Origin of the sequence: Prauserella marina (assembly GCF_002240355.1) — a bacterium.
Taxonomy (GTDB): Bacteria; Actinomycetota; Actinomycetes; order Mycobacteriales; family Pseudonocardiaceae; genus Prauserella_A; species Prauserella_A marina.
Genome location: NZ_CP016353.1, coordinates 95,084 through 117,108, shown reverse-complemented (window position 1 = coordinate 117,108; position 22,025 = coordinate 95,084). Strand labels below are relative to the sequence as shown.

Sequence of the window (22,025 nt, the reverse complement as noted above, 5' to 3'; positions counted from 1 at the left end):
CCGGCGGCTCAGCGCGGTGCCATCGCCGACCGGGGGCGTCGCTCGACCTCGGGCGCCCCGCTGACCTTCACCACCCGCAGCAAGCGCATGAACCGGCCGTCGATCGGCGCGAGCAAGCTCGTGACACGCTGCACGACCAACGCGGTCAGCACGGCGAGCCCCGCCGCGCACAGGTCGGTCAACGCGCTGAGCACGACACCATCGGCATCGGCTTGGACGCCGTCGCGCATCCGCCACAGCACGGTCAGCACCAGCAGCGCCCCGTTGGCCACCCAAGCCGCCCACCAGCCGAGCACGAGCCACGACGGCCGTGGCCGCGTGTGTTCGGACCTGCCGAGCGCGGCGTGTTCGAGTTCGCCGAGGATCGGGCCTGCCAGCACCAGGTTGGGCCCTGGGACGAGCAGGCCGAGCAGCACGAACCACGTCGACCTCGCCGGTTCCTGACCGGCCTCGTCGGCCGCGGCGGACCTGGCGACGAAGAACCACCACAGCACCACGGCGGCGGCGAAGACCGCGAGTACGAAGGTGAGCAGCGAAAACGCGAGCACCAGCGCGTCGGAGGCACCGACGACCGTGGGACTCAACGCGGAGTTCCTGCTCTGCACGAGCAGCACGTATCGCCAGATCTCGGCACCACCGGCGACGACGGCGAGCCCGGCCAGCGTCCACAGCAGGGCGACGGCGTTTCTGGCGACCATGCGAAGTCGCTGAAGGGGTACGGACTCGCGCGGATCGACACCCGGCACGGCCGTCGGCCATCGCCACGCGAGATTCGGAAATCCCCACCGCGGTGTCGTCGCGTACCTGGGCGGCCCGGTGTACGGCTCGGCAGCCGCGGCACGACGCGGCGGGGCTGCGCCGGCGGGAACCGTCGCTACCCACCGCACCCGCGTGCGGCCGTGTGGCTGCCCCGGCCGCATCGGTCAGAGCACCTCGGCTCGCACACCCTCACGGTCGCCGACGATCGAACGACCTTCCGTGAGCCACGACTTCATTCCGCCCGCGACGTTGACCGCGTCGACGACCCCGGCCGCGTTGAGCCACGCGGCAGCACGCGCCGACCGGCCGCCTGACCTGCACACGACGTACACCGGTTTGTCGTCCGGAAGCTCGGCCAGTTCGGCAACTCTCGCGGGGAGGTCGCCGAGTGGAATGTGCACGGCCTCAGGCGCGTGTCCGGCCGCCCACTCGTCGGGTTCGCGTACATCCAGCAGCACGACGTCTTCCGATGGCAGCTCTGAGACGGAAACCGTCGGCACTTCGGCAGGGTTCACAACGGCCATCGTCGCATGTCGGACCGTTGCACGCGTGTGAGGCACCTCGTGTTCACTTCCGGTGCCTTCCCTTGCCGGTCTTGGCCTTTTCACCGACCTTGCCGAAGCGGTCGACGGCCCTGTCGCGCATGAAGCCGAGCGGATCGGGAGCGTGCAGGCGCAGCATCACCGCGTTGACGTCGTCGGGAATCCTGCGCGGGGCGCCGAGACTCACCAGCATCGTCGCGAGGAAGGCAGCGGGGACGGTGAACAGCGCGGGCTGCTGCACGAACCACGGCGCCCACCCTCCCGTGCGCACGCTAACGGCGTTGACGACGACGGCGGTGAGGACAAGGCCGCCACCGACACACATACCGACCATCGCGCCGAGCCACGTGAGCCTTCGCCACCAGATGCCGAGCACCAGGAGCGGACAGAACGTGGAAGCGGCCAGCGCGAAGGACATACCGACGCTGAGCGAGAGGTCCTCGACGGGCAGTGTCACCGCGAGCATGGCGGGAACGGCCGCGACGACGATCGTGGCGACCTGGAAATCGCGGACCTTGCCGGAAAGCAGGTCGGTCGCGATCACGCCCGCGACGCTCACCAGCAGCCCGGACGAGGTCGAGAGGAACGCGGCGAAGGCACCCGCCGCCGTCACCGCGACCAGTATCTGGCCGAGCAGGCCCTGCACCATGGCAGAAGGAACCATCAGCACCGCGGCGTCGGTGTTTCCGGTGACCAGCAACTGCGGAACGTAGAGCCGGGACAGCGCGCCGATCATGACGGGGAACAGGTAGAAAAGCCCGAGCAGCAACAACACCTGCACCGTGGTGCGGCGCGCGGCCTTGCCGTCGGGGTTGGTGTAGAAGCGCACGAGTACGTGCGGCAGGCCCATGGTGCCGAGGAAGAGCGCGAAGATCAGCGAATACGTCGACAGCAGATCGCTCGGTTCCTGGCTCGGCTGCAACCAGCTCGCGTTGTCGAGCGCTCCGCCCTGCACGACGGGCGTGGCCGCACCGGCTGGAAAATCAAGGCTCGTTCCCGCGTCGACCTCGTATTCGGTGCCCGGAACCCACACCACCCTCGTTCCGCCGCCGTCCTCGCCCGTGTCGCGAATGGACACCTCGGTCGGCTCGGCGACGCGAAGGGTCACCCCGGTCTCGATGGCGATCGAGGTGGCGTCGGCGAACGCCGGCGGCGCCTGCTGGCCGAGAGTGCCAGCCGAACCGGCACCTCCTGACCCGAAGAACACCACACACAACACGAACGTCGGGACGGCCAGCGCGAACAGCTTCAGCCAGTACTGAAACGCCTGGACGATCGTGATGGCCCGCATGCCTCCCGCCATCACGTTGACCGCGATCACCACGGTCACCGCGACCGAACCCACCCAGGCTGGCGCGGGCATGATCGCCGTCAGCGCGATTCCAGCGCCCTGGAGCTGGGGCAGCATGTAGAGCACGCCGATGAACACCACGAACCAGGTGGAAAGGGTTCGCAGTGAAGCGGAACCGAGCCGGGCCTCCATGAAGTCCGGCAGCGTGTAGGCGCCCGACCTGCGCAGCGGCGCGGCGACGAACAGCATGAGCGCCAGGTAGCCAGCGGTGAAACCGATCGGATACCAAAGCGCGTCGGCACCCTCCTTGAGGACGAGACCGGCGACACCGAGAAACGAGGCAGCCGAGATGTACTCGCCGGAGATCGCGGCCGCGTTGCGCCGGGAACGCACCGTCCGGCGCGCGACGAGGAAGTCCTGGGTGCTCGTGGCGAACCGGGAAGAGCGGCGACCGAGGTAGAACGTCACCACCATGACCAGCACGACGCTGGCAAGAGCCCACGGATTCAACTGCACTCAGTTCTCGATCATGTCGACGAAGTCGCGTTCATGCCGCTCCGCCAGCCGGTTGTACCACAAGCCAACGCCGAAGAGCAGCGGAAACGGCGCGACACTGAGAAGAAGCCAGGCGACGGGGATGCCGATCAACCGCAGCGACGCGAACTCCGGCGAGAGGAAGAACGCGAGCGGCAACGAGCCGAGCACCACCAGCACGAGTCCCGCGAGCAGAACCCCGGTCTTGAACTGGACCTTGATCAGATCCTTGATCAGCAGTTCGCCCCAGCTCGTCTGCTCTTCGAGCTCGACCCTCGCGCGAAGGGTGCTCTGTGCCTTGCTCGGTTCGGCGAGTACGACGCGCTGCCTGCGGGTCTTCTGGGGTTGCTCGGGGGCGCGCGCCTGTTCGACGGCCTGCTCGAATTCGCTCTGCTGCTGTCCCGGTTTCGGGACGTTCCTACCGAGCGTCGGATCCGGCTGCCGGATACCGCCGACCTTGCGGTAGAAGTCTTCGTTCATGCGGGGCTACCCGGTTCGCGAAGAGCCGACCAGCCTGTCCTTGAGCTCGCGGGTGTGCCGCCTGCTCACCGGAAGGACCTTCTCGTCGTTGCCGATGACGACCTGGTAGCCGCCCTGTCCCATGCGCAGCTCGGTGATCAGCGGGAGTGCGACGAGGAACGAACGGTGGATGCGAACGAAGCCAGCCTTGCCCCAGCGCTCCTCAAGTTGCGCGAGCGGGATGCGAACGAGGTGGCTGCCTTCCGTCGTGAACAGTCGCGCGTAGTCGCCTTGTGCCTCGACCCAGCGAACCGAGGAGCGAGGAATCAGTTTCGTGGTTCCCGCGAGTTCGACGGGGATGACTTCGTCGTCGGTTTTGACCGGCTCGCCCGTCGACGCGGGTTCGCGAACGGGCATGCTCTGCATCTTCTCGATGACTCTCGCGACGGCCTTGTCGATGCGATCCTGCCTCGCCGGCTTGAGCACGTAATCGACCGCACCGAGGTCGAACGCGTCGACGGCCTCCGTCGCGTGGCCCGTGACGAACACGAGCACCGGCGCGGGGTTGAGCGAAGCGAACACCCGCGACATCTCCATACCGGACAACCCGGGCATGTTGATGTCGGCGAACACCGCGTCGACTGGCGGGAGCCCACGCTCCTTGCGCATCCGGATCTCTTCGTCCTCCGAGCCGAGCAACCGCAGCGCCTCCGAGGCATCGACAGCGGGGATGACCCTGCCGATGCGGGCATTCGACTCAAGGCAGTGCCGCAATTGGTCAAGCCCGTGCAACTCATCGTCCACGGCGAGAACGAGGAGCTTCCGGGTGTCATCGTGAGTACTCACAGTGACAAGCATCCTGCCGTCCACCGCGTGCAATGTCCACACCGCTTGTGGGCGAAATCGCAGGCTCAATACCGAATCGAGATCTTTACCGAACGCGCTGCGAGCGAAGGACTACAACCCGAATCGGGCCCAGGTCGCCCTGTTCACGGCTGCTTCGAACAGCGCGGCGGCAGGAGCGCCCACCCCGAGCCTCGCCAGCAGTGGCTTCTTCGGCTCGGCGAACACGATCTCGGCGTCGGGGAACCGCTCGCCGATGACGGTGCGCAGGTTGCCGAGCCCGTCGATGAGGCCGAGTTCGAGAGCACGTGCCCCGAGCCAGATGTCACCGGTGAAGAGGTCCTTGTCGGCGGTGAGCCGGTCTCCCCTTCGTTCCTTGACCCAGCCGACGAACATGTCGTGCAGTTCGTTGTGCAGCTTGTGCAGCCACTCGACGTCCTCGGCCTTCTCGGGACTGAACGGATCGAGCCGCGACTTGTTCTCGCCGGCCGTGTAGAGCCTGCGCTCGATGCCGAACCGTTCGAGCAGGTTCGCGAACCCGAAGCCGCCGGTGATGACACCAATCGAACCGACCATCGAGGTGCGGTGCGCGTAGATCTCGTCGGCGGCGCAGGCCAGCCAGTAGCCGCCGGAAGCGGCAAGGTCCTCCGCGAACGCGATGACCGGCTTGTCGTGCTTGTCGGCGAGTTGCCTGATGCGCTCGGCGATCAATCCCGACTGGGTTGGCGCCCCGCCAGGCGAGTTGATCTGCAACGCGACCGCCTTGAGCCGGTCGTGACTGAAGGCCCTCGTCAACGCGGACTCGACGGCCGCGAGGTTGATGACCCCTCTCGCCAGCGGCGAGGGCTGCGGGTTGATCACCCCGTGCAGCCGGACGACCGCGACGACGTCCTTGCGGTCAGCGCGGTCGCCGATCATCGGGATACGCGAGGCCAGCTTCTCCGCCCTGCCGACCTTCCTGCCGACCTCGGCGGTCAGTCCGCTTCGCTGTGCGTTCATCACTCAACCCTAGCTGGCATTCGGGGTGACGCTGGGGAGCCCGGATCGCGTGCTCGCCGCAGGGGCGCCTTGCCTTCGCTCGGGTTGGTCCGGCACGTCCGCCGCGAACTTGAGCATGTCGGGACGCACTCCCCTGACGAACTTGGGCACCCGCATCGTCACCTTCATGCCCGCGTTGGGCGCCGTCTCGACCATCAGCGAGTACTTGTTGCCGAACACCTGGTTCATCCGCCTGTTGATGCCGGTCAGCCCGATGTGCGCGCTGCTGCTCGAATCGCGCATCCCGTCGAGCAGCGCGGGGTCCATGCCGACGCCGTCGTCCTCGACGCTGATCTCGGCTTCGGTCCCGTAGTCCTGCGCGGTGACCGTCACCGTGCCTCCGCCCGGTTTCTGGGCGATCCCGTGCTTCACCGCGTTCTCGACGAGCGGCTGGATGAGCAGGAACGGAACGACGACCGACTGCACCTCGGGAGCGATCTTGAGTCGCACGTTGAGCCGTCCGCCGTAGCGCGCGCTCTCGATGGTCAGGTAGCGGTCGATGTTGCGCAGCTCGTCGGACAGCGTGGTGAAGGTGCCCTCGGTGCGGAAGCAGTAGCGAGTGAAGTCGGCGAAGTCCTGGAGCAGTTCCCTCGCTTCCTCGGGGTCGGTCCTGATCAGCGAGGAAATGGTGTTGAGCGCGTTGTAGACGAAGTGCGGCGAGATCTGGGCCCGCAGCGCCTTGATCTCCGCCTGGTGCAGTTGGTGCTTGGTCTCTTCGAGCCGGGCCGATTCGAGCTGTGTCCCGACGAAGCGGGCGACCGCGTCGGCCATGTGAACGATCCGCTTGCCCTTGGTCCGGCCGACAACGATGAGCACGGCGTCGGTCTTGCCCTCGACGATGAGCGGGACGATGACCGCGGTCCGCATCCGGCAGGTGCCTCGGTGGTTGCACGGCATCTTGTCGTGCGAGACGACTTCGCGCCGGTGCTTGCGGATGGCAAGGCCGACACTGTCGACGAGGTCGACATAGTGATCGTTTGCCTCGCCGTCCCAGGAAAGCAGGGTTCCGTCCCCGTCGGTGATACCGACGGCAATGCACTTGAGTAGCGCCAGCAACCTTGTCGCGACCTTGTCGGCGACGTCCTGATCGAGTCCTTCCCTCAGCTCCAGCGGCGCCTTCGACATCAGGTAGACCGCTTCGAGCACGGCGTCGTCTACCGCTCCACTCGGCTTTCGGCTTCCGAAGACGAGCACGACAATGCCGATCAGCAGCACCCCGGCGACGCTCCATGGGATGACTGGGTTGGTCAGCAGCCCGGACACGGCGTCAATGCTCTGCGCTTGCTGGGTCACGTGCAAGGTCTACCGCACACTTCATGTACGTAATTCACGACTGCCCGTGGTCGCCGGAGGTGGCTCATCACTTCAGCAGGCGCGACATGCGCCGGTCGGCCAACGGTTTGCCACCGGTCTGACACGTGGGGCAGTACTGGAAGGACTTGTCCGCGAAAGACACCTCGCGGATGGTGTCACCACACACCGGGCACGGCAGTCCCGTTCTGGCGTGCACCCGCAGACCGGACCGCTTCTCGCCCTTGAGCCGCGCGGCGGCTTGGCCAACGGACCGGTCGACGGCGGAGGTGAGCACGTCGTGCACGGCGTCGGCAAGCCGGTCGATCGTGTCGTCCGTCAGCTTCGCCGGTGTCGCGAACGGCGAGAGCCTTGCGACGTGCAGGATCTCGTCCGAGTACGCGTTGCCGATTCCCGCGATGACCCGCTGGTCGGTGAGCAGCCATTTCAGGCGAGTCGTCTGGCCTGCCAGCAACTTCGCCAGTGCCGCACGATCGATGTCGAGCGCGTCCGGCCCCAGCCGCTCGATACTCGGCACCTCCGCTGGATCGTGGACGATCCAGACGGCGAGCCCTTTCTTGGTTCCCGCCTCGGTCAGGTCGAAGCCGGGCGAGCCGGGCGATTCACCGGGATCCGAGGAAAGGTGCACCCGCAACGCGATCGGCCCCTTGCCCCCCGGCTTCGGCGGCGCGGGAGACAGCGAATCGGACCAGCGGAGCCAGCCCGCCCTCGCGAGATGAACGATGAGGTGCAGGTCGCCGCATTCCAGATCGAGGTGCTTGCCGTGCCTGCCTGCCCCGGTGACCTCGCGCCCGTTCAGTTCCGTCCACTGGGGAGTCACGGTCTTGAGCACCGAAAGGGAGGCGACGTCGACCCTCTTCACGGTGCGCCCGACGGCGTGCTCGCGCAGATGGTGGGCGAGGGCCTCGACTTCGGGCAGCTCAGGCATGGGTTACTCGACAGGGTGTAGGGGACCTTCGAAGTCCGGTAGGTCGTGCTTCTGGATGGATTTCGCGATGCGGTTGACCTCACCGCGTACCGCAAAGGTACCCCGCACCGTGCCGACCCAGCGCTCCGAAGGACGCTCGCCGGAAGGGTCGCCCTCGGTTTCCGCGACCACCGTCCACGGCCTTCGCAGCACCCATCGCAGCGGGAAGAACAGCGCGACCAGCAGGACAGCGAGCGGGACCCAGGGCGGAACGACCACGTCGTCCGGCATCCAGACCAGCAGGATGATGGCGAGCACCGCCGCGACCGCGGCCATGACGATGCCTGGTGCGTAGCTCGCGGCCACATCGTGCTCGAAGTCGTCGGCCGTCGCGGGACGACGCCACTCCATCTGGCCGCGAATGACCCATTCCCGGCCGTCTGTACCCCGGACCAGCCGGTTCATCGCTGCCCTCCGCAAGCATGCCCGAGCACGAATTACGTATTACGGAAACCGTACCGTGATCTTCAGGGACGCGGGAAGTCCGACGAGCGAGTGTTGTGTGAGGAAACGCCTTGGGGCGACATCGGACCCCCATCCGGCGGCAGGCATTCCTCTTGTCGCTCCACCTGTCGCTGGTCGTACTGCCTGCTCGGGCTCTCCGTGGCGTCGACGGCCGGGCACGGAAGCGTCGAGCGTGCTTCCGAGGACGTCGCTGACTTCGCCGATGTCGCCGTCATCGACGACTGCGAGGGCAGTGACGTGGCGGGCTGGGTTTTCCGCTCGCGCTCCGTCGGCTTCCTGCTCGGCGTCGTGCTCGTCGGCTTGCTGCTCGTTCCGCTCAGTGTGGTCCCGGTGGTCGAAGGCTCGGCGGTGTCGCTGCGCGGTTCGCCGTTCCCGTTCCCATTGCCGTTGCCGTTGCCGTTGCCGTTGCCGTTGCCGTTGCCAGGATTGCGGGGTGGCTCGTGGACACCGGGCAACTGGGTACCGGTGACGGGCTCCGTGCGATAGGTGATGGTGCCCGCGATTTCGACACTGCCCGGCGGGGTGTACTCGTTGGCGGGCTGGACGGCGACGTCCGGAAGCTCGGGACCAGTCTCGGTTGCCTTCCGCTGCGAGATTCCGGTGACGAGCGGACCGGTGTGGGAGGACACCGAAGGCGGTGACGAAGGAGGCGGTGTCGGCTCCGCGATCTGGAGGCTGTCGCTTTCACCTTCCGCGGGAAGCCCGATGGCGTCCCGGATCCCGGGGTCGAGCGGGCCGACGATGCCGACCATGCCGACAGCGGCCGTCGAGGCGAGTGCCACCCCGATCTTCAGCGGAGCACCGAGCGCGACAGCGGCTCCCGCGCTTCCCGCTCCCCCTGCCGCGGCCGTGACACCACCGGCGGCGCCTCCCAGCGAGCTCGCGGTGACGGCGGCAGCGGTGACACCGGCCGCGGGAACCAGCAGCACGATCGCGCTCGCGTGTGCCCGCAGGGAGGAGCACACCTCGCGGAGTTCGTCGTGCATGGCGCGACACGACGCGCACGTGCCGAGGTGGACTTTGATCTTGCGAGCTTCCGCTCCGGTGACACTGCCCGCCGTGTAGCCGCCGAGCTTTTCCATGACCGTGCGGCAACCGTCGGAACCGCGGTCGACGGCGAGGTGTGCCTGTAGGTATGCGGCTCTGAGGCCGAGTCTCGCTCTGCGGGCGAGTGCCGCTGTCGCGTTGGCGCTCAGTCCGAAGTGCTGCGCCGCGCTCGCGGGCTGGACACCTTCGACCTCGGTCTGCCACAACACGGTGCGCCACCGCTCGGGCAACGTCGAGAACGCTCGCGTGATCAACGTCGTCTCGGCGGTGCGGTTCTGCGAATCGGAGCCCGCGCCCACTCTGTTGGTCAGTTCGTCGTCGGTGACGGGCACGTCCCTGCGGGCACCGTGCCATTCCCACGACACCCTGCGCGCGACGGTCAGCAGATAGGCGCGCACGTTGTCGCGGGGCCCGTTTCCCCTGCGTACGGCTTGCAGCACACGGAAGAAGGTCTCGGCCGTGATGTCGTCTGCCTCTGAACTGTCGGCAGCCAGTCCACGCGCCAGCCTCCGCACCGCGGCAGCGTGGAGTTCGAAGAGATCACCGAACGCGGCATCCTCACCGATGCGCAAACGTTCGAGCAGTGCCGACTCTTCGGATCCGGGGACCGCACGATCCATCCAGCCAGGCACCCCCTCCGGGCCGTAGCCCTTTCGGTTGAACGTTGAACACCATACGGAGCCTCGCGAACCCCGTCACCCCTTGTCCTACGTACGTGACCAAATGCCCACCTTCGGGTACCTCGCGGTGCCGGAAAGCGGTCGGTATAGACTGTGCCTCGCACAAGCGATTGAACAGTGCACGCGGACGTAGCGCAGCTGGTAGCGCATCACCTTGCCAAGGTGAGGGTCGCGGGTTCGAGTCCCGTCGTCCGCTCAAGTTTTTTTCAATCCTCCCCCGGGCGGGGGAGGATTTTTTTGTTGTTCCACACCAATTCTCGTTCGACGTGGTCCAGGCCAGTAGGGCCTTCTTGCACCGGCGGGAGCAGCATGAGGTCCACGAACAACTCGGCACCGAGCGCACCGGCGAGCCGTTCGAGAACGGGGATCGTCGGCACTGTCGCACCGGCTTCGAAGCGCGCGATGGCGGGCTGGGTCATCCCGGCGGCCGACGCGAGCCGGGCCTGAGTCCACCCGCGCAGCGTGCGCAGGTGCCTGACCGTGCTACCCAGTTCGGAAGCCACCGTGTTCCGCGGTCGATCGCGATTGCGGCACGTATCCACAAGGTAGCAAGCTACCACCATCTGGAAAACGTTGCCCGCCGCCTGTCCGATTCGCGCAGCGGCGATCGGGGGATCGACACCTCGTACGCGTTGGCAGCACGATGACCGGATCACGAGTTGCTCACGGCGGTAACGCACCTTTCACCCAGCGATGATTTCGACATCGACACCGCACCCGGTCACGCCAGGCCCTCGCGTCGCCATATTTCTCCCCGAAAGTTCCACTCCGGTCCGTTCTTTTCCGAGAGGAATACGCATGCGTAGGTCCCTTGCCCTTAGCGTCCTGTTCACGGCCTTACTCGGGACCGCAATGGCCTGCGCTGTTCCGAGCACCACGCGAGACACCCCTGCTTCCGAACCGGCCACGCTGTCGGCCGAACTGGCGGAGCAGCCCGCACTGCCTCCGTCCGCGGCGCCCACGATGGTCGAGATGCCCACCGTGGAAGGCGAGAACCTCATGGTTGCCATGGACACTTTGGACTCTCTCGGCATCACCAACGTCCTGCCGCTGCCCGCCGACGGCCATGCCTTCGTAGCCAACCCAGCCAACTGGGTTGTCGTGGCACAGGATCCCGCCGCCGGAATGCAACTCAGTACGGCAGACGAGGCCACCTTGCAGGTAGCCAAAACGGACGAGGCGGAATCGAGTTGGTGCGGCGACGGAGACTGCTGACCGTGGCCCCGATACCAACCAGCCGCAGACCCCGCTATGAGAAAACCCGGCCCCTACGAGGGGACCGGGTGGGTGATTTCAAGCCTAGCTTGCGTGGGTGGGCGAGGCAAACTACCCAAACCAACATGATCAGTCACCGGACACACCTACCACTTGGCTGGGCGAGTGAAGTGCCCCGCGGGATTGGGCAGCTGGTGTGCGGTGAAGTCCTGCTGGCCCAGTTGCCGCCACCAATGACGTCCTTTTCCATCAGTCGCTTTGCCCTGCAAAGCCCCTGCGAGCCAGCCAGTGGACGGGTTCACAACCCCAACCGGCACGTGGTCACGAATCAACTTCAAGGGCAAACCGAGGTCGGAGTCGTTCGAGATCACCACCGCCGCGTCGACGTAGCCGCTCAACACATCCACGAGCAGGTGCGTTGCGACGTTGACATCACTGCCCTTCTCTTCCCTCACCAAGGCGGTAGCCAGCACGATGTGGCCACCGTTTCCATCGTCCACAGCACTCAGGGGAAGCTCGGTCGTTGGGAGCGGCGCCTGGGAGCGAACAAGCTGAGGACGTCCCTTTCTGGGTTGATTGGCAAGAGGAACCTGCTTTGCCCGAGCCACGTATTGTCCGAACTCGATGTGATCCACGGCTCCGACCGCGTCCAATGCCTTCAAGTACACGTCCTGATCGGCGTACGCATCCGGCGCGTCCGCGGCATCTATCCGGGCCGTGCAGTAGACAACGCGCTCGATTCGCGCCCCTCGCCAGTTCGTACGCTCAGCGACGAGGGACGTCGCGAGCGCATGTGGCGACAACCATTTCCAACCCGTCGTTCCCCGGCCGAACCAACGACGGCCCGAGTAGTACAGGTTATAGCCGTCAACATAGACACCGACTCGCACAAGGTGACGGTAGCGTCACCGGCCGTCAGAACTGGAACCAACCGAAGTCAGCTCGCGGCGCCCGTTGTACCGTCGCTGACCCCGAGTCCCACCGGGCAACTCACCCCGGTACCGCCCAAACCGCAGTAACCGTTCGGCACCTTGTAGAGGTACTGCTGGTGATAGTCCTCCGCGTAGTAGAACTCGCCGAGCTGAGCGAATTCCGTGGTGATCTCACCGAGCCCGGCACCCCGGAGCGCGGACTGGAAACCGGCCCGGGAGGCTTCGGCTTCCGTACGTTGCCGCTCGTCGGCGTAGTAGACGGCCGACCGGTACTGCGTTCCCAGATCGTTTCCCTGCCGCATTCCCTGCGTGGGATCGTGCCCTTCCCAAAAGACCTTCAGCAGGGTCTCGTACGACACCACCGCCGGATCGAAAACGACGAGCACGGCTTCGGTGTGCCCGGTGAGCCCCGAGCACACCTCCTCGTACGTCGGGTTCGGCGTGTAGCCGCCCGCGTAGCCCACCGCCGTCGAATAAACACCCTGGGTTTGCCAGAACAGCCGTTCCGCGCCCCAGAAGCAACCGAGCCCGAACACCGCGGTGCGCATGCCTTCGGGGAACGGTGGTTTGATGCGCCGGTCAGGATGCACGGCGTGAAAGTCCGGTGTCACCAGCGGTTCGGCGCGGCCGGGCAGCGCCTGCTCAGCGGACACCAACGTTGTTTTGTCTCGACCGAACCACGACATACTTCAATTCTACTGACCCGGCGTCGCTCTGCGGGGTGACGCGATAGTGTGCGTGGGCTCCAGGTGATCAGGGGGTTCGATGGCTTGGCAAGACGAGTTGCGACGTCTCGACGCCGAACTCGCCTCCGGACAAATCGCTCATGATCAGCATCGTCGGCTGCGTGAGGACATCCTCGCCGAGGCTTCCAGCGGGCCGGCGATCTCACCGCTCGCCGCGAGAAACAGGGAAGCCAAGGCGGCGAATGGTGCTGCCCACGACAGCCCGGCGACGGGCGAGGTGACGGAAGTGATGACCCCGCCCGACCCGAACGACCCCACGCTGTTGCTCACCACGACGCGGCCGACGACGGCACCGAGTCCCGCCGATTACCGGCCGACCGACTCCATGCCCTACCCGCCGCCCTCCGCGCAAAAGGCCCACCGGCCGCAGCCATCCGCCCCTCACCCCGGCAACACGAACGGCACGGCACAGCAGCCCGTCGAGTTGACGGTTCCGATCACGAGGGTGCCGACGGGACCGGTGGCAGGACCGCCGCCCCGGCAGGCCCCACCACTTCCCGACTGGGCCGAACCACCCGCGAGCAAGGGAAAGACGGGCACCTGGCTGCTCGTCTCACTCGGAGTACTCATCGCGCTCGGCGCGGTCATCGGCGGCGCGTGGTGGCTCGGCACTTCAGGCGACAAAGCGACGCCCGGCAGCGCGATGCCAGCCGCGTCATCGGGCCCCGACGGTTCCGAGGTCGCGCTCGCCGACAAGTTGCCGGTCCTTCCGGGTGAACCGAGTCCGGCCAACTCGACCATGACCGTCGACAAGGGTGCCGACCTCGGTCTTTACTCGACCACCGACGCGCAGGCTATGCGTGACAGCGGCGCGAAGGAGGTCATCTACCGCGCTTCGGCGGAAGGCGAGAGCCTGACCGACGGCTACACGGTGATCGTGATCCCCGCCGACGATTCCGGGGCCGCGACGTCGTTGACGGACCAACTGAGCCGCACCGTCACCGAGGGCGGGTTCACCGCTGAGCCGCTCGCCGACAGGGAAGGATTTGTGGCATTGAGCCGAACCGACTCGTCCGGAAGGGTCAGCGTCGTCTGGTACGTATCGGGGAACGTCACGGTCGGCGTCGGGGTGTCACAGGCGCCTTCGGCGGACGAGAACGTGTTGCGGCAACGATTGCTCGACACGCTGACCTCGGTGACGGCGGTGCTGCCACTTCGCTGACGCGATCAGCGTCTTCACCGAAGGTCACAATTCGACCCGCGCCCCCGCGCGAGTCCGCAACCGTGCAGAATATGGCTCGTCCAAACCCAACACCGTGACGCGGGGCCGAGGCGAGTCACCGCCAAGTGAGCAGGGGGTCCAGGGTGTCCTGGCAGGAAGAGTTGCGCAAGCTGGACGAGGAGCTTGCATCGGGCAGACTCTCCGCGGACGATTACCGGGTTCGCCGCGACCAGGTGCTTTCGTCCGCGGTCGCGCATGGTGAGGATCCGAACGCGGCAGCGGAGACCCAGCAACAGCAGGTTTCGCAGCCGCAGGAAACCCCGCAGCCGGAGCAGCAGACCCCGGACGACGAAGGGCAGAGCGCCGATTCGACCCAGGTGATCGCCCCTCTCGACCCCAGTGCGGAGCGCACGCAGACCGTGCCGCCATGGCAAGCCCAGCATGCGCAGCAGGCCCAGCAGATGCAGCAACCGCACCAGGCCCCTTACGCGCAGCAGCAGCCTCCGATGCCTCAGGCAGGTGGCTACCAGCAGGGTCCCGCCTCGCCCGCCGGTGGCTTCCAGCAACCGGGCCCAGCTTCGCCGGCCGGCGGTTTCCAGCAACCAGGCCCCGCATCGCCAGCGGGCGGTTTCCAGCAGCAGGGTTACCCGCAGCAACAGCAGCAGTTCCCGCCGCAGCACCAGCAGCCCCCTCAGCAGCCGTGGAACGGGGGCCAGCCGGACCAGGCCCCGCCATGGGGCGGAGGTGACTTCCCGCCGCTCGGACCGCCCGGCGGCCCCGACTGGGGCGCCTCCCAGGGGCCCGAGGGATTCGAGGATGGGCAGCGCAAGAGCGGTAAGGGCAAGATCTTCGCGATCATCGGCGCGGTCGTCGTGCTTGCCGGTATCGCCGTCGGCGCCTACCTGTTGTGGGGCACCGGAGACGACAACGCCGACCCGCGGAACCCGCCCTCTTCGCAACAGCAGAATCCGCCCGCGAGCTCCCAGCCCGTCGAGGACCCGCTGCCGATCGGCGAGATCTCGGGCCAGCCCGAGGAACACTCCGAGGTCAAGACCTTCGCCGATGTTCCTGGACTGACCTACCTCAACGACCAGGAAGTCGAGTCCTACGAACGCGCCGATCCCGGTGACACCAAGTTCACGGTGTACCGCGATGGTCAGGGCGCGACGGCGGTCATCCTGCTGACCAAGGTCGGCGACAAGGGCGCTGCCAGCGACGAGGTGTCCTCGCTCGCGGGGATCCAGACCAACAACGGCGCCGAGTCGGTCACCGAAGGCGTTCCCGACGGCGTGCTGGTGACCGCGTTCGAAGACGGCGCCCAGTACCGCGCGCACTACCTTTCCGGTGACGTGCTGGTGCGAGTCGAAGCGGTGTCGGAGAACGGGTTGGAGGCCGCGCGAGCCTACTTCGACGACGCACTGGAAGCCCAGTTGAACGTGTTGCCTGTCGATGGCTGACGGTCCGAGGGCAGAGGTCACCGCGTGCACGATCGTCGCGCGCAACTACCTTCCGGCCGCGCGGGTACTCGCCAGGTCGTATCTCGCGCAGCACCCCGATCACGAGTTCGTGATCGGGGTCATCGACGGGAACGGTTTCGACGGCGGCGAAGCCGGTGAGCAGCACGGTGTGCGGGTCGTCGACCGTGCCTCGTTCGGCATCGACGTCGAGACCTACCTGCGGATGGCCACCGCGTATTCGGTGACCGAACTCGCGACGGCGGTGAAGCCGTACCTGCTGAGGGAATTGCGGCGCACGTCGACGGTGGCGATCTACCTCGACCCCGACATCGAGGTGTTCGCGCCGATGCCGGAGATCGCGGAACGCGCGCTGCGGCACGGAATCGTGCTCACCCCGCACTTCACTGCGCCGTTGCCGAGGGACGGCAAGGAGCCCGACGACGCGGTCATCATGGGGACGGGGATCTTCAACCTCGGTTTCGTGGGGGTCGGCCCCGGTTCTGAGGGGTTCCTCGACTTCTGGGCCGGTCGGCTGCGGCAGGACGCGATCGTGGCCCCGCAGCGGCAGCTCTTCACCGATCAACGGTGGGTCGACCAGGTCCCCGCCCTCTTCGACTACACGGTGATCACCGATCCCGGTTTCAACGTCGCCTACTGGAATCTGCACGAACGCGACATCGCGCGCGCGGAGGACGGCACGGTGACCGCGGGCGGGCAACCGTTGCGGTTCTTCCACTTCAGCGGCTACCGGCCTGAACGTCCGTGGCTGCTGACCTTCCACTGCGCGAGGAAACCGCGCGTGCTGCTCTCGGACAATCCCGAGCTGCGTGCGCTGTGCGATTCCTACGGCGCGGCGCTGAAAGCGGCGGGTTACGCGGAAACACTCGACGCCATTCCCTACGGCTTCGCGAACTTCGGTGACGGCACGCCGCTGCCGGCCAATTGCAGGCGGCTGTTCAGGGACGGCTGGATCGAGGCCGAGCGCAAGCGCAAACCCGTGCCGCCGCACGCCTTCGGCGACGACGGTGGTGCGGATCTTCGTACCTGGCTTTCCTCTCCCGCCGATCACGCGCAGGCCGCGGCGGGGCTCAACCGCCTCGCGCTCGCCGTGTGGGCGGCCCGCACCGACCTCCAGCTCGCATTTCCACACCCGACGAGCGCCGATGCCGCCGCGTTCGCGGTCTGGTGCGAGAACTCCGGCGCCTCGGAATCGGTGCTGCCGGACTGGGCCATGCCGGTCGCTCCCGTCTCGCCTTCCGAACCGGTCGAGGACTTCGGCGTCAACCTGCTCGGCTACCTGACCGCCGAGCTGGGTCTCGGCGAGATGGGCCGCATCGTGCACGACGCGATCGCGCACGCCGGGGTCGACGTCGTGTCGGTGCTGGAAGAGAAGGCCGTCTCGAACAGGACCGGCATCGAGCGTCCTTCGACGACCGGCGATCCCCGTTTCCCGGTGAGCGTGCTCGCTGTCAACGCCGATCAGACGCGGCTCGCGCTGGCCAACCATCCCGACGCGGTGCACGATCGCTACCGCATCGGGCTGTGGGCGTGGGAGCTCGAAGACTTCCCCGAGTGGCAGCACGAGGCGTTCGGGATGGTCGACGAGGTGTGGACCGTCAGCGACTTCTGCCGCGAATCGTTCGCCGCGCATTCGCCGGTTCCGGTCAAGACCATCCCCGTTCCGGTTCGCGATCCAGGCACGACCGTGCGCGCGAGGGAAAACGGGAAGCCGGTGCGGTTCCTGTTCGCCTTCGACTTCAACAGTGTCGGGCAGCGCAAGAACCCGTGGGGAACGGTCAGGGCTTTCCAGCGCGCTTTCGGCGAGCGGGACGACGTCAGGCTCGTCATCAAGAGCATGAACGGCGACCTGCACCCGCAGGACGCCGAGCGCCTGCGCATCACTGTCGCCGGTGATCCGAGGATCACGCTCATCGAGCGCTACCTGAGCGTTGCCGAGCTGGCGCAGCTCTACGCGAGCAGTGACTGTTATGTGTCGCTGCACCGCAGCGAGGGTTTCGGGCTCACGGTCGCGGAGGCGATGGCCCGTGGCATGCCGGTGATCAGCACCGCGTATTCGAGTACGACGGAGTTCCTCGACGAGCGCACCGGATGGCCTGTCCCGTACCGGCTGGTGCCCGTTGGCGCAGGATGCAGGCCGTACCAAGAGGACGCGTTGTGGGCTGACCCCGATCTCGACGCCGCTGCCGCAGCCATGCGCCAGGTGGCCGACGAACCCGAGATCGCGGCCGCGAAGGGCGCCGCTGCCAGGGAACACATCCTCACCACGAGGTCGATCGACGCGGCAGCGGAGTGGTTGCGCACAGAACTGGAGAACGCGCACCGCACGTGGCTGGCCCGGAGGGCGCCTGCCGACGAGCCGTCGCAGGAGCATCCGCTGGTTCCGCTGCGCGCCGCGCGGGAGGCGTTGCGCTGGCGACCGGAAACGGGATCGGCTTCGCGGACCCCGATCGCTCCGGCCGTGCGCAAGGCCGTCCTCAGGGTCATCGACCACTACGACGTGCATCAGCGCAACGTTCTCGGCACCGTGCTCGACGGCACCGAGGACACGATGAACCGACTGCTAGGCCGCATCGAGGCGCTGGAGGCGGCGCTTGGCCAGACCGGGCGTGCCGTCGCCGACGCAGAGAAGGCAGGCAAGCGACGGGACGAGGTGCTGCGCTCCCAGCAGCGCGGGCTTTCCGACCTTCGCCGCGATCAGTCGGTGGTCGCGCACACGGCTCGCAGGGTCGATCGGGTCGAGCAGAGCATCGAGTCGTTGCCGTCGGAGTTGTCGGCAGGGTTCGCCGACGAGATGGCAGCGAGGCAGGACGCGCTGCACGAGATGTTCCGGTTCCGCGATCACCGGCTCGACAACGACGAGCACGCGATCCAGCGGCTGACCCGCGAGGTCGAAGCCGTTCTCGGGGCCGCGAAGCTCGTGCACACGCCCGTTCCGGCAGGTGCCGACGTCGTCGTGTGCGACGCGGGCATTCTGCTGATGCCGGACGACGAGGTGATGATGCCGTGGATCCGGCATCACCGCTCGTGGGAAGCAGAGGAGGCCGCCTTGATGGTGCGGCTGGCCTCGGCAAGGCCGGGAGCTTTCCTCGACGTCGGCGCGCACGTGGGCTATCACACGTTGAACCTGCTGAGGGCCTGTCCTTCGGTGACAACCGTCGTCGCGGTCGAAGCCGATCCCGAGAACGCCGACTTCCTGAGGCGAAATCTCGCGGTGAACCTGCCGAAGCACCAGTCGGGTCTCGTCACGGTGCTCGAAGCAGCCGCGTGGGACAGCGACGGCAGCCTGGTGCTTGTGCACCCGGAGGAGTACAACAGCGGCGATCACCGGGTCCGGCCTGCCGACGGCAGCGCGGGCCCGCTCGTGCCTGCCGTGCGGCTCGACGGCAGCGACGACGTGATGCGGCAACCGGTGAGCCTCGTGAAGACCGACCTCCAGGGCAGGGATCACAGGGCGCTGGCCGGGTTGCAGGAAACGCTGGAGCGCGACCGTCCCGACGTGGTGTGCGAGTTCTGCCCCGGCGCGATCGAGGAGCTTGGTGACGATCCGGCCGCTGTGCTGATGGTCTACCGCAAGTGGGGCTACCGGCCAGTCGTCGTGCTGGAAGGCGGAGGCATCGCCGATGAAGAGCCCGACGAGGCGCTGATCGCGACCGCCGCCGCCGACAAGCGCGGTTTCGTCACCTTGTGGCTGCGGCCGGAACCGGTCACGGGTTCATCCCGCCAACCGTGAGCAGGTAGCCGCCGAACCAGGCAGAGGCGAGGAGCCCGACCGGGAGCAGGATGCCGAGCACCCGGTTCGGCAGCTTCGCGAGCAGTATCGCGATGGGGACGACGATCGTGAAGGCAGGCAGCAGAAAACGCGGCCTGCTCTGCCAGAACTGGCTGGTACCGAGAGCGGAGACCACCATGAGCGTCGCGTACACGTGGACGGCCGGTGGTAGCGGCACCGTGTAGGACCACGCGAGCAGCACGATCGTGCCGAGCACGATGAGCGCGACGAGTACCGCCCAGCCCGGTACTTCCCCGGTGAGCGCGTTGCCGAGTTGTTCCCAGGTGAAGGCTCCCCCGTCGAAGCCCAGGTACCAGACCTCGGCCTGCAGCCAGAACCAGCCGTCGAGCCTGCCGGACCTCGCGGCGACGTAGAGCAGGTAGCCGAGCAGTCCGAGCGGGGCGATGAGTGCCGCGGCGTAGGGGCGCCAGCCGTCCCTTCTGCGCACGATGGCGATGAGCGCGGCGACACCGACGGCCGCGATGAGGGCGGCGGCTGTGCTCCTGGTGAGTCCGGCGAGCAGCGCGAGCGATCCCGCCGTCAGCCATTGCCTTCTGTGCAGCGCGACCAGCGTCCACACCGCGAGCGCGCAGAAAAGGGCTTCCGAGTAGACCATGTGCAGCACGACGGAGCCGGGTGCGATGGCCCACACCGCGACGAGCATGGTGCCGGTGCGCCGGTCGGCGATCTCGGTGCCCAGCACGGAAAGTCCCCATGCCGCGACGCCTCCCGCGACGAGGCTCACGATGATCCCCGACGTGAGCACGGGGATGCCGATGGCCGTGAAGGCCCCGACGACGCCCGGGTACAGCGGGAAGAACGCGAGGCTGACCTCGGAGGGTTTGCCGTTCGCGTCGATCACGACGTCCTGGCGGTAGCCGTGCTCCGCGATCTCCATGAACCAGTTGCCGTCGAAGCTGCCGAGCACCTGGCCGATCGGCATGCCTGCCTGGGCACTCATGACGGTGAGTAACAGCACCGAAATCGCCTGCGCGGCGTAGTAGAGCGTCAGTGCTGGTAGAGCGCTTCCGATCGGGCCGCGGGCTCGCTCGCCGAGCTGCTGAAGTGTCGCGGTCACTGTGGGGATTCTCGGGTAGTGATTCGCCATCATCCTTTTCGGCGTTACTCTTCCAGCGGGTTCGGCGGCGCCGGCGAGACGTAGTCGCGGGTAATTGTCAGGGGGTGGTCACGCTGGCTGAGCAGCCTGCGGCTACCCCGGAGAAGACCCGCATCGCGTTCATCGACATCGGCAGATCGCTGGCCGCGCTGCTGGTCTTCTATACGCATATCCCCGGCCCGTGGGTGAGGGAGAAGGGTGAGGACGCATCCTTCATCACCTTCATCGAGACCTTCACCAGCGATCCGATGCACATGGCAAAACAGGGTATCGGTCAACTCTCGGTGCCCTTCTTCTTCCTCGTGAGCGGTTTCGTCGTGACACCGCTGGCCATGCGGCAGGGACACTTCCGGTTCGGGGTCAACCGCATCATCCGGATCTACCTGCCGCTCGGTTTTGTGCTCGCACTCACGTGCCTCGCGTTGTGGGCCGGGCTCGAACCGCAGTCGACCTATCAGTCACAGGATCTCTCGGTCGGCACGTTCCTCAGCAACTGGACTCTGTCGAACTACCTGATCTATCCGCAGGTCGTTCTGATGCCGGTGGCCTGGACGATGATCATCGAGGTGCTGTTCTACCTGCTGCTTTTCGTGCTGCTTCCCGTATTGCGCAGGTCGGTGTGGCTGGCGATCGCCATCGAGCTGACGTTCGTCTTCGTCGTCCTGATGAGCCGCAGCGCGCTCAACGAGACGTGGTCGTTGTTCGCGGTGAACGTCTCGTACCTGCCGATCATGATCATCGGGCAGATCGTGTGGGCGGTGACGACGAAGCGGATCCCGCTGTGGGTCGGTGGTGTCTTCGGCGCGCTCGCCTGGATGCTCTACGTGCTGTCCGACATCATCGACGTCGGAAGGATCGACACTTCCTACAATCTCGCGCTCGCGTTCGCGACCGTGTGCTTCCTCATGGGGATGTTCGCCGAGCCAAAGCTCAAGCAGCGCCGGTTCTGGACGGAACTTTCCGAGCGCAGCTACTCGCTGTACCTGCTGCACGCGCTCGGGATCTTCGTGATCCTCGGGCTGCTCAGGCCCGCCGTGCCGTTCCCCGTCGCGCTGGTGATCATGATCGTGGTGACGTTCGGGGTGGTCGAGCTGTGCTACCGGTTCGTCGAACGACCGAGTCACGGCCTCGCGAGGAGGATGTCGCGGCTGCGCAAGGACAAGCCGTCGAAGGAGACCGGCAAGATCGACAAGGCCAACCGCGCCGACAGTTCGGCGAAGGCGATCACGGCCGAGGTGACGGTCGAGTTCCCGCGCGTCCCGGCCGAGGAGGAACCGGATCCGCCGCCTCCGCCGCCACCGCCCGCGCAACCGGCACAGCGCGCGCCACGCAGACCCCAGCCCGTGCAGCGCCCTCAGCCAACTCAGTCGGGACCGCCGCCCCGACGTCCCGCACCCCGGTCAGCACCGCCACCGGCTCAACCCGCACCGCCCCCGGCGCAACCGCCACAACCAGCACAGTCACCTCGGCCACCGCACCAGCGCCCGAGACCCGAAGGCGGCAGGCACAGGGCACCGAGCACGCAGCAACGTGCCGGAACACCACCTGCTTCCGGGGACGAGTCGAGGCCGAGCACACCCCCGAGAGCGGTACCGCCTAACGGATGAGATCCGGACATCGCCGCGACGTGGTCCCCCACCTACCCGCCTTCAGGTCGGAGCATCGGCCGT

The 22,025-nt window shown here is 66.9% G+C and carries 19 protein-coding genes and 1 tRNA gene; 6 read left to right on the top strand and 14 right to left on the bottom strand.

What is annotated here, in order from left to right; translation table 11 throughout:
• Window positions 1–8: 8 nt before the first annotated feature.
• From BAY61_RS00580 to BAY61_RS00535, 10 genes are all read right to left on the bottom strand, one after another.
• The gene (locus BAY61_RS00580; protein WP_091801109.1) at window positions 9–920 is read right to left on the bottom strand and encodes a DUF4328 domain-containing protein; all 912 of its coding nucleotides are present in this window, start codon (window positions 918–920) and stop codon (window positions 9–11) included.
• Between the two features lie 3 nt (window positions 921–923).
• Window positions 924–1,283, bottom strand: a complete 360-nt coding sequence (locus BAY61_RS00575) for a rhodanese-like domain-containing protein (protein ID WP_091801108.1) — start codon at window positions 1,281–1,283, stop codon at window positions 924–926.
• A 43-nt stretch (window positions 1,284–1,326) separates the two neighbouring features.
• Window positions 1,327–3,108, bottom strand: coding sequence for a sodium/solute symporter (locus BAY61_RS00570; protein WP_091801106.1), 1,782 nt, complete (start codon window positions 3,106–3,108; stop codon window positions 1,327–1,329).
• Complete coding sequence (locus BAY61_RS00565) at window positions 3,109–3,606, bottom strand: hypothetical protein (protein ID WP_091801104.1); 498 nt, start codon at window positions 3,604–3,606, stop codon at window positions 3,109–3,111.
• A gap of 6 nt (window positions 3,607–3,612) precedes the next feature.
• Window positions 3,613–4,443, bottom strand: a complete 831-nt coding sequence (locus BAY61_RS00560; RefSeq protein WP_091802401.1) for a LytR/AlgR family response regulator transcription factor — start codon at window positions 4,441–4,443, stop codon at window positions 3,613–3,615.
• Window positions 4,444–4,542: 99 nt separating this feature from the next.
• Window positions 4,543–5,427: a S49 family peptidase gene (locus BAY61_RS00555; protein WP_091801102.1), complete on the bottom strand. Its 885-nt coding sequence runs from the start codon at window positions 5,425–5,427 to the stop codon at window positions 4,543–4,545.
• A gap of 9 nt (window positions 5,428–5,436) precedes the next feature.
• A complete protein-coding gene (locus tag BAY61_RS00550) occupies window positions 5,437–6,738 on the bottom strand; it encodes a GAF domain-containing sensor histidine kinase (RefSeq protein ID WP_091802398.1) in 1,302 nt (433 codons plus the stop codon).
• Between the two features lie 88 nt (window positions 6,739–6,826).
• Window positions 6,827–7,705, bottom strand: coding sequence for an Fpg/Nei family DNA glycosylase (locus tag BAY61_RS00545; protein WP_091801100.1), 879 nt, complete (start codon window positions 7,703–7,705; stop codon window positions 6,827–6,829).
• Window positions 7,706–7,708: 3 nt separating this feature from the next.
• Window positions 7,709–8,149 carry a DUF983 domain-containing protein gene (locus BAY61_RS00540; protein WP_091801098.1) on the bottom strand — a complete coding sequence of 147 codons (441 nt, stop codon included), beginning with the start codon at window positions 8,147–8,149 and terminating at the stop codon, window positions 7,709–7,711.
• Between the two features lie 62 nt (window positions 8,150–8,211).
• On the bottom strand, window positions 8,212–9,876 hold the full coding sequence (locus BAY61_RS00535) for a sigma-70 family RNA polymerase sigma factor (protein ID WP_091801096.1): 1,665 nt from the start codon (window positions 9,874–9,876) through the stop codon (window positions 8,212–8,214).
• Between the two features lie 183 nt (window positions 9,877–10,059).
• Here BAY61_RS00535 and BAY61_RS00530 point away from each other — a divergent pair.
• Window positions 10,060–10,132 (top strand) — tRNA-Gly (locus BAY61_RS00530).
• 10 nt (window positions 10,133–10,142) lie between these two features.
• On the opposite strand, the gene BAY61_RS00525 is transcribed toward BAY61_RS00530, so the two are convergent.
• Window positions 10,143–10,439: a helix-turn-helix domain-containing protein gene (locus tag BAY61_RS00525; protein WP_245865632.1), complete on the bottom strand. Its 297-nt coding sequence runs from the start codon at window positions 10,437–10,439 to the stop codon at window positions 10,143–10,145.
• Between the two features lie 295 nt (window positions 10,440–10,734).
• Here BAY61_RS00525 and BAY61_RS00520 point away from each other — a divergent pair, with 295 nt between their 5' ends.
• On the top strand, window positions 10,735–11,151 hold the full coding sequence (locus BAY61_RS00520; protein ID WP_091801091.1) for a PASTA domain-containing protein: 417 nt from the start codon (window positions 10,735–10,737) through the stop codon (window positions 11,149–11,151).
• Between the two features lie 146 nt (window positions 11,152–11,297).
• Here the strand turns inward: BAY61_RS00520 and BAY61_RS00515 are convergent, their stop codons facing one another.
• On the bottom strand, window positions 11,298–12,041 hold the full coding sequence (locus BAY61_RS00515; RefSeq protein ID WP_091801088.1) for an NYN domain-containing protein: 744 nt from the start codon (window positions 12,039–12,041) through the stop codon (window positions 11,298–11,300).
• Window positions 12,042–12,088: 47 nt separating this feature from the next.
• Window positions 12,089–12,769, bottom strand: a complete 681-nt coding sequence (gene msrA / locus BAY61_RS00510) for a peptide-methionine (S)-S-oxide reductase MsrA (RefSeq protein ID WP_091801085.1) — start codon at window positions 12,767–12,769, stop codon at window positions 12,089–12,091.
• Window positions 12,770–12,848: 79 nt separating this feature from the next.
• Between msrA and BAY61_RS00505 the strand changes: the two genes are divergently transcribed.
• From BAY61_RS00505 to BAY61_RS00495, 3 genes are all read left to right on the top strand, one after another.
• The gene (locus BAY61_RS00505) at window positions 12,849–13,991 is read left to right on the top strand and encodes a flagellar basal body-associated FliL family protein (protein ID WP_091801082.1); all 1,143 of its coding nucleotides are present in this window, start codon (window positions 12,849–12,851) and stop codon (window positions 13,989–13,991) included.
• A 143-nt stretch (window positions 13,992–14,134) separates the two neighbouring features.
• Window positions 14,135–15,448, top strand: a complete 1,314-nt coding sequence (locus tag BAY61_RS00500; protein ID WP_091801079.1) for a hypothetical protein — start codon at window positions 14,135–14,137, stop codon at window positions 15,446–15,448.
• Window positions 15,441–19,199, top strand: a complete 3,759-nt coding sequence (locus tag BAY61_RS00495; protein WP_091801076.1) for an FkbM family methyltransferase — start codon at window positions 15,441–15,443, stop codon at window positions 19,197–19,199. Before BAY61_RS00500 ends, BAY61_RS00495 begins: the two co-directional genes overlap by 8 nt.
• Here the strand turns inward: BAY61_RS00495 and BAY61_RS00490 are convergent.
• The gene (locus BAY61_RS00490) at window positions 19,174–20,316 is read right to left on the bottom strand and encodes a glycosyltransferase family protein (protein ID WP_091801073.1); all 1,143 of its coding nucleotides are present in this window, start codon (window positions 20,314–20,316) and stop codon (window positions 19,174–19,176) included. The two genes, BAY61_RS00495 and BAY61_RS00490, sit on opposite strands and share 26 nt — an antisense overlap.
• A 104-nt stretch (window positions 20,317–20,420) precedes the next feature.
• Between BAY61_RS00490 and BAY61_RS00485 the strand changes: the two genes are divergently transcribed.
• A complete protein-coding gene (locus BAY61_RS00485) occupies window positions 20,421–21,962 on the top strand; it encodes an acyltransferase family protein (RefSeq protein WP_091801070.1) in 1,542 nt (513 codons plus the stop codon).
• The last annotated feature ends 63 nt before the right edge of the window (window positions 21,963–22,025 follow it).

Coding starts and splice junctions, on each gene's coding strand:
- BAY61_RS00580 (WP_091801109.1), bottom strand. CDS start 920: ATGCGGCCGGGGCAGCCACACGGCCGCACGCGGGTGCGGTGGGTAGCG.
- BAY61_RS00575 (WP_091801108.1), bottom strand. CDS start 1,283: ATGGCCGTTGTGAACCCTGCCGAAGTGCCGACGGTTTCCGTCTCAGAG.
- BAY61_RS00565 (WP_091801104.1), bottom strand. CDS start 3,606: ATGAACGAAGACTTCTACCGCAAGGTCGGCGGTATCCGGCAGCCGGAT.
- BAY61_RS00560 (WP_091802401.1), bottom strand. CDS start 4,443: ATGCTTGTCACTGTGAGTACTCACGATGACACCCGGAAGCTCCTCGTT.
- BAY61_RS00555 (WP_091801102.1), bottom strand. CDS start 5,427: ATGAACGCACAGCGAAGCGGACTGACCGCCGAGGTCGGCAGGAAGGTC.
- BAY61_RS00545 (WP_091801100.1), bottom strand. CDS start 7,705: ATGCCTGAGCTGCCCGAAGTCGAGGCCCTCGCCCACCATCTGCGCGAG.
- BAY61_RS00540 (WP_091801098.1), bottom strand. CDS start 8,149: ATGAACCGGCTGGTCCGGGGTACAGACGGCCGGGAATGGGTCATTCGC.
- BAY61_RS00535 (WP_091801096.1), bottom strand. CDS start 9,876: ATGGATCGTGCGGTCCCCGGATCCGAAGAGTCGGCACTGCTCGAACGT.
- BAY61_RS00520 (WP_091801091.1), top strand. CDS start 10,735: ATGCGTAGGTCCCTTGCCCTTAGCGTCCTGTTCACGGCCTTACTCGGG.
- msrA (WP_091801085.1), bottom strand. CDS start 12,769: ATGTCGTGGTTCGGTCGAGACAAAACAACGTTGGTGTCCGCTGAGCAG.
- BAY61_RS00505 (WP_091801082.1), top strand. CDS start 12,849: ATGGCTTGGCAAGACGAGTTGCGACGTCTCGACGCCGAACTCGCCTCC.
- BAY61_RS00495 (WP_091801076.1), top strand. CDS start 15,441: ATGGCTGACGGTCCGAGGGCAGAGGTCACCGCGTGCACGATCGTCGCG.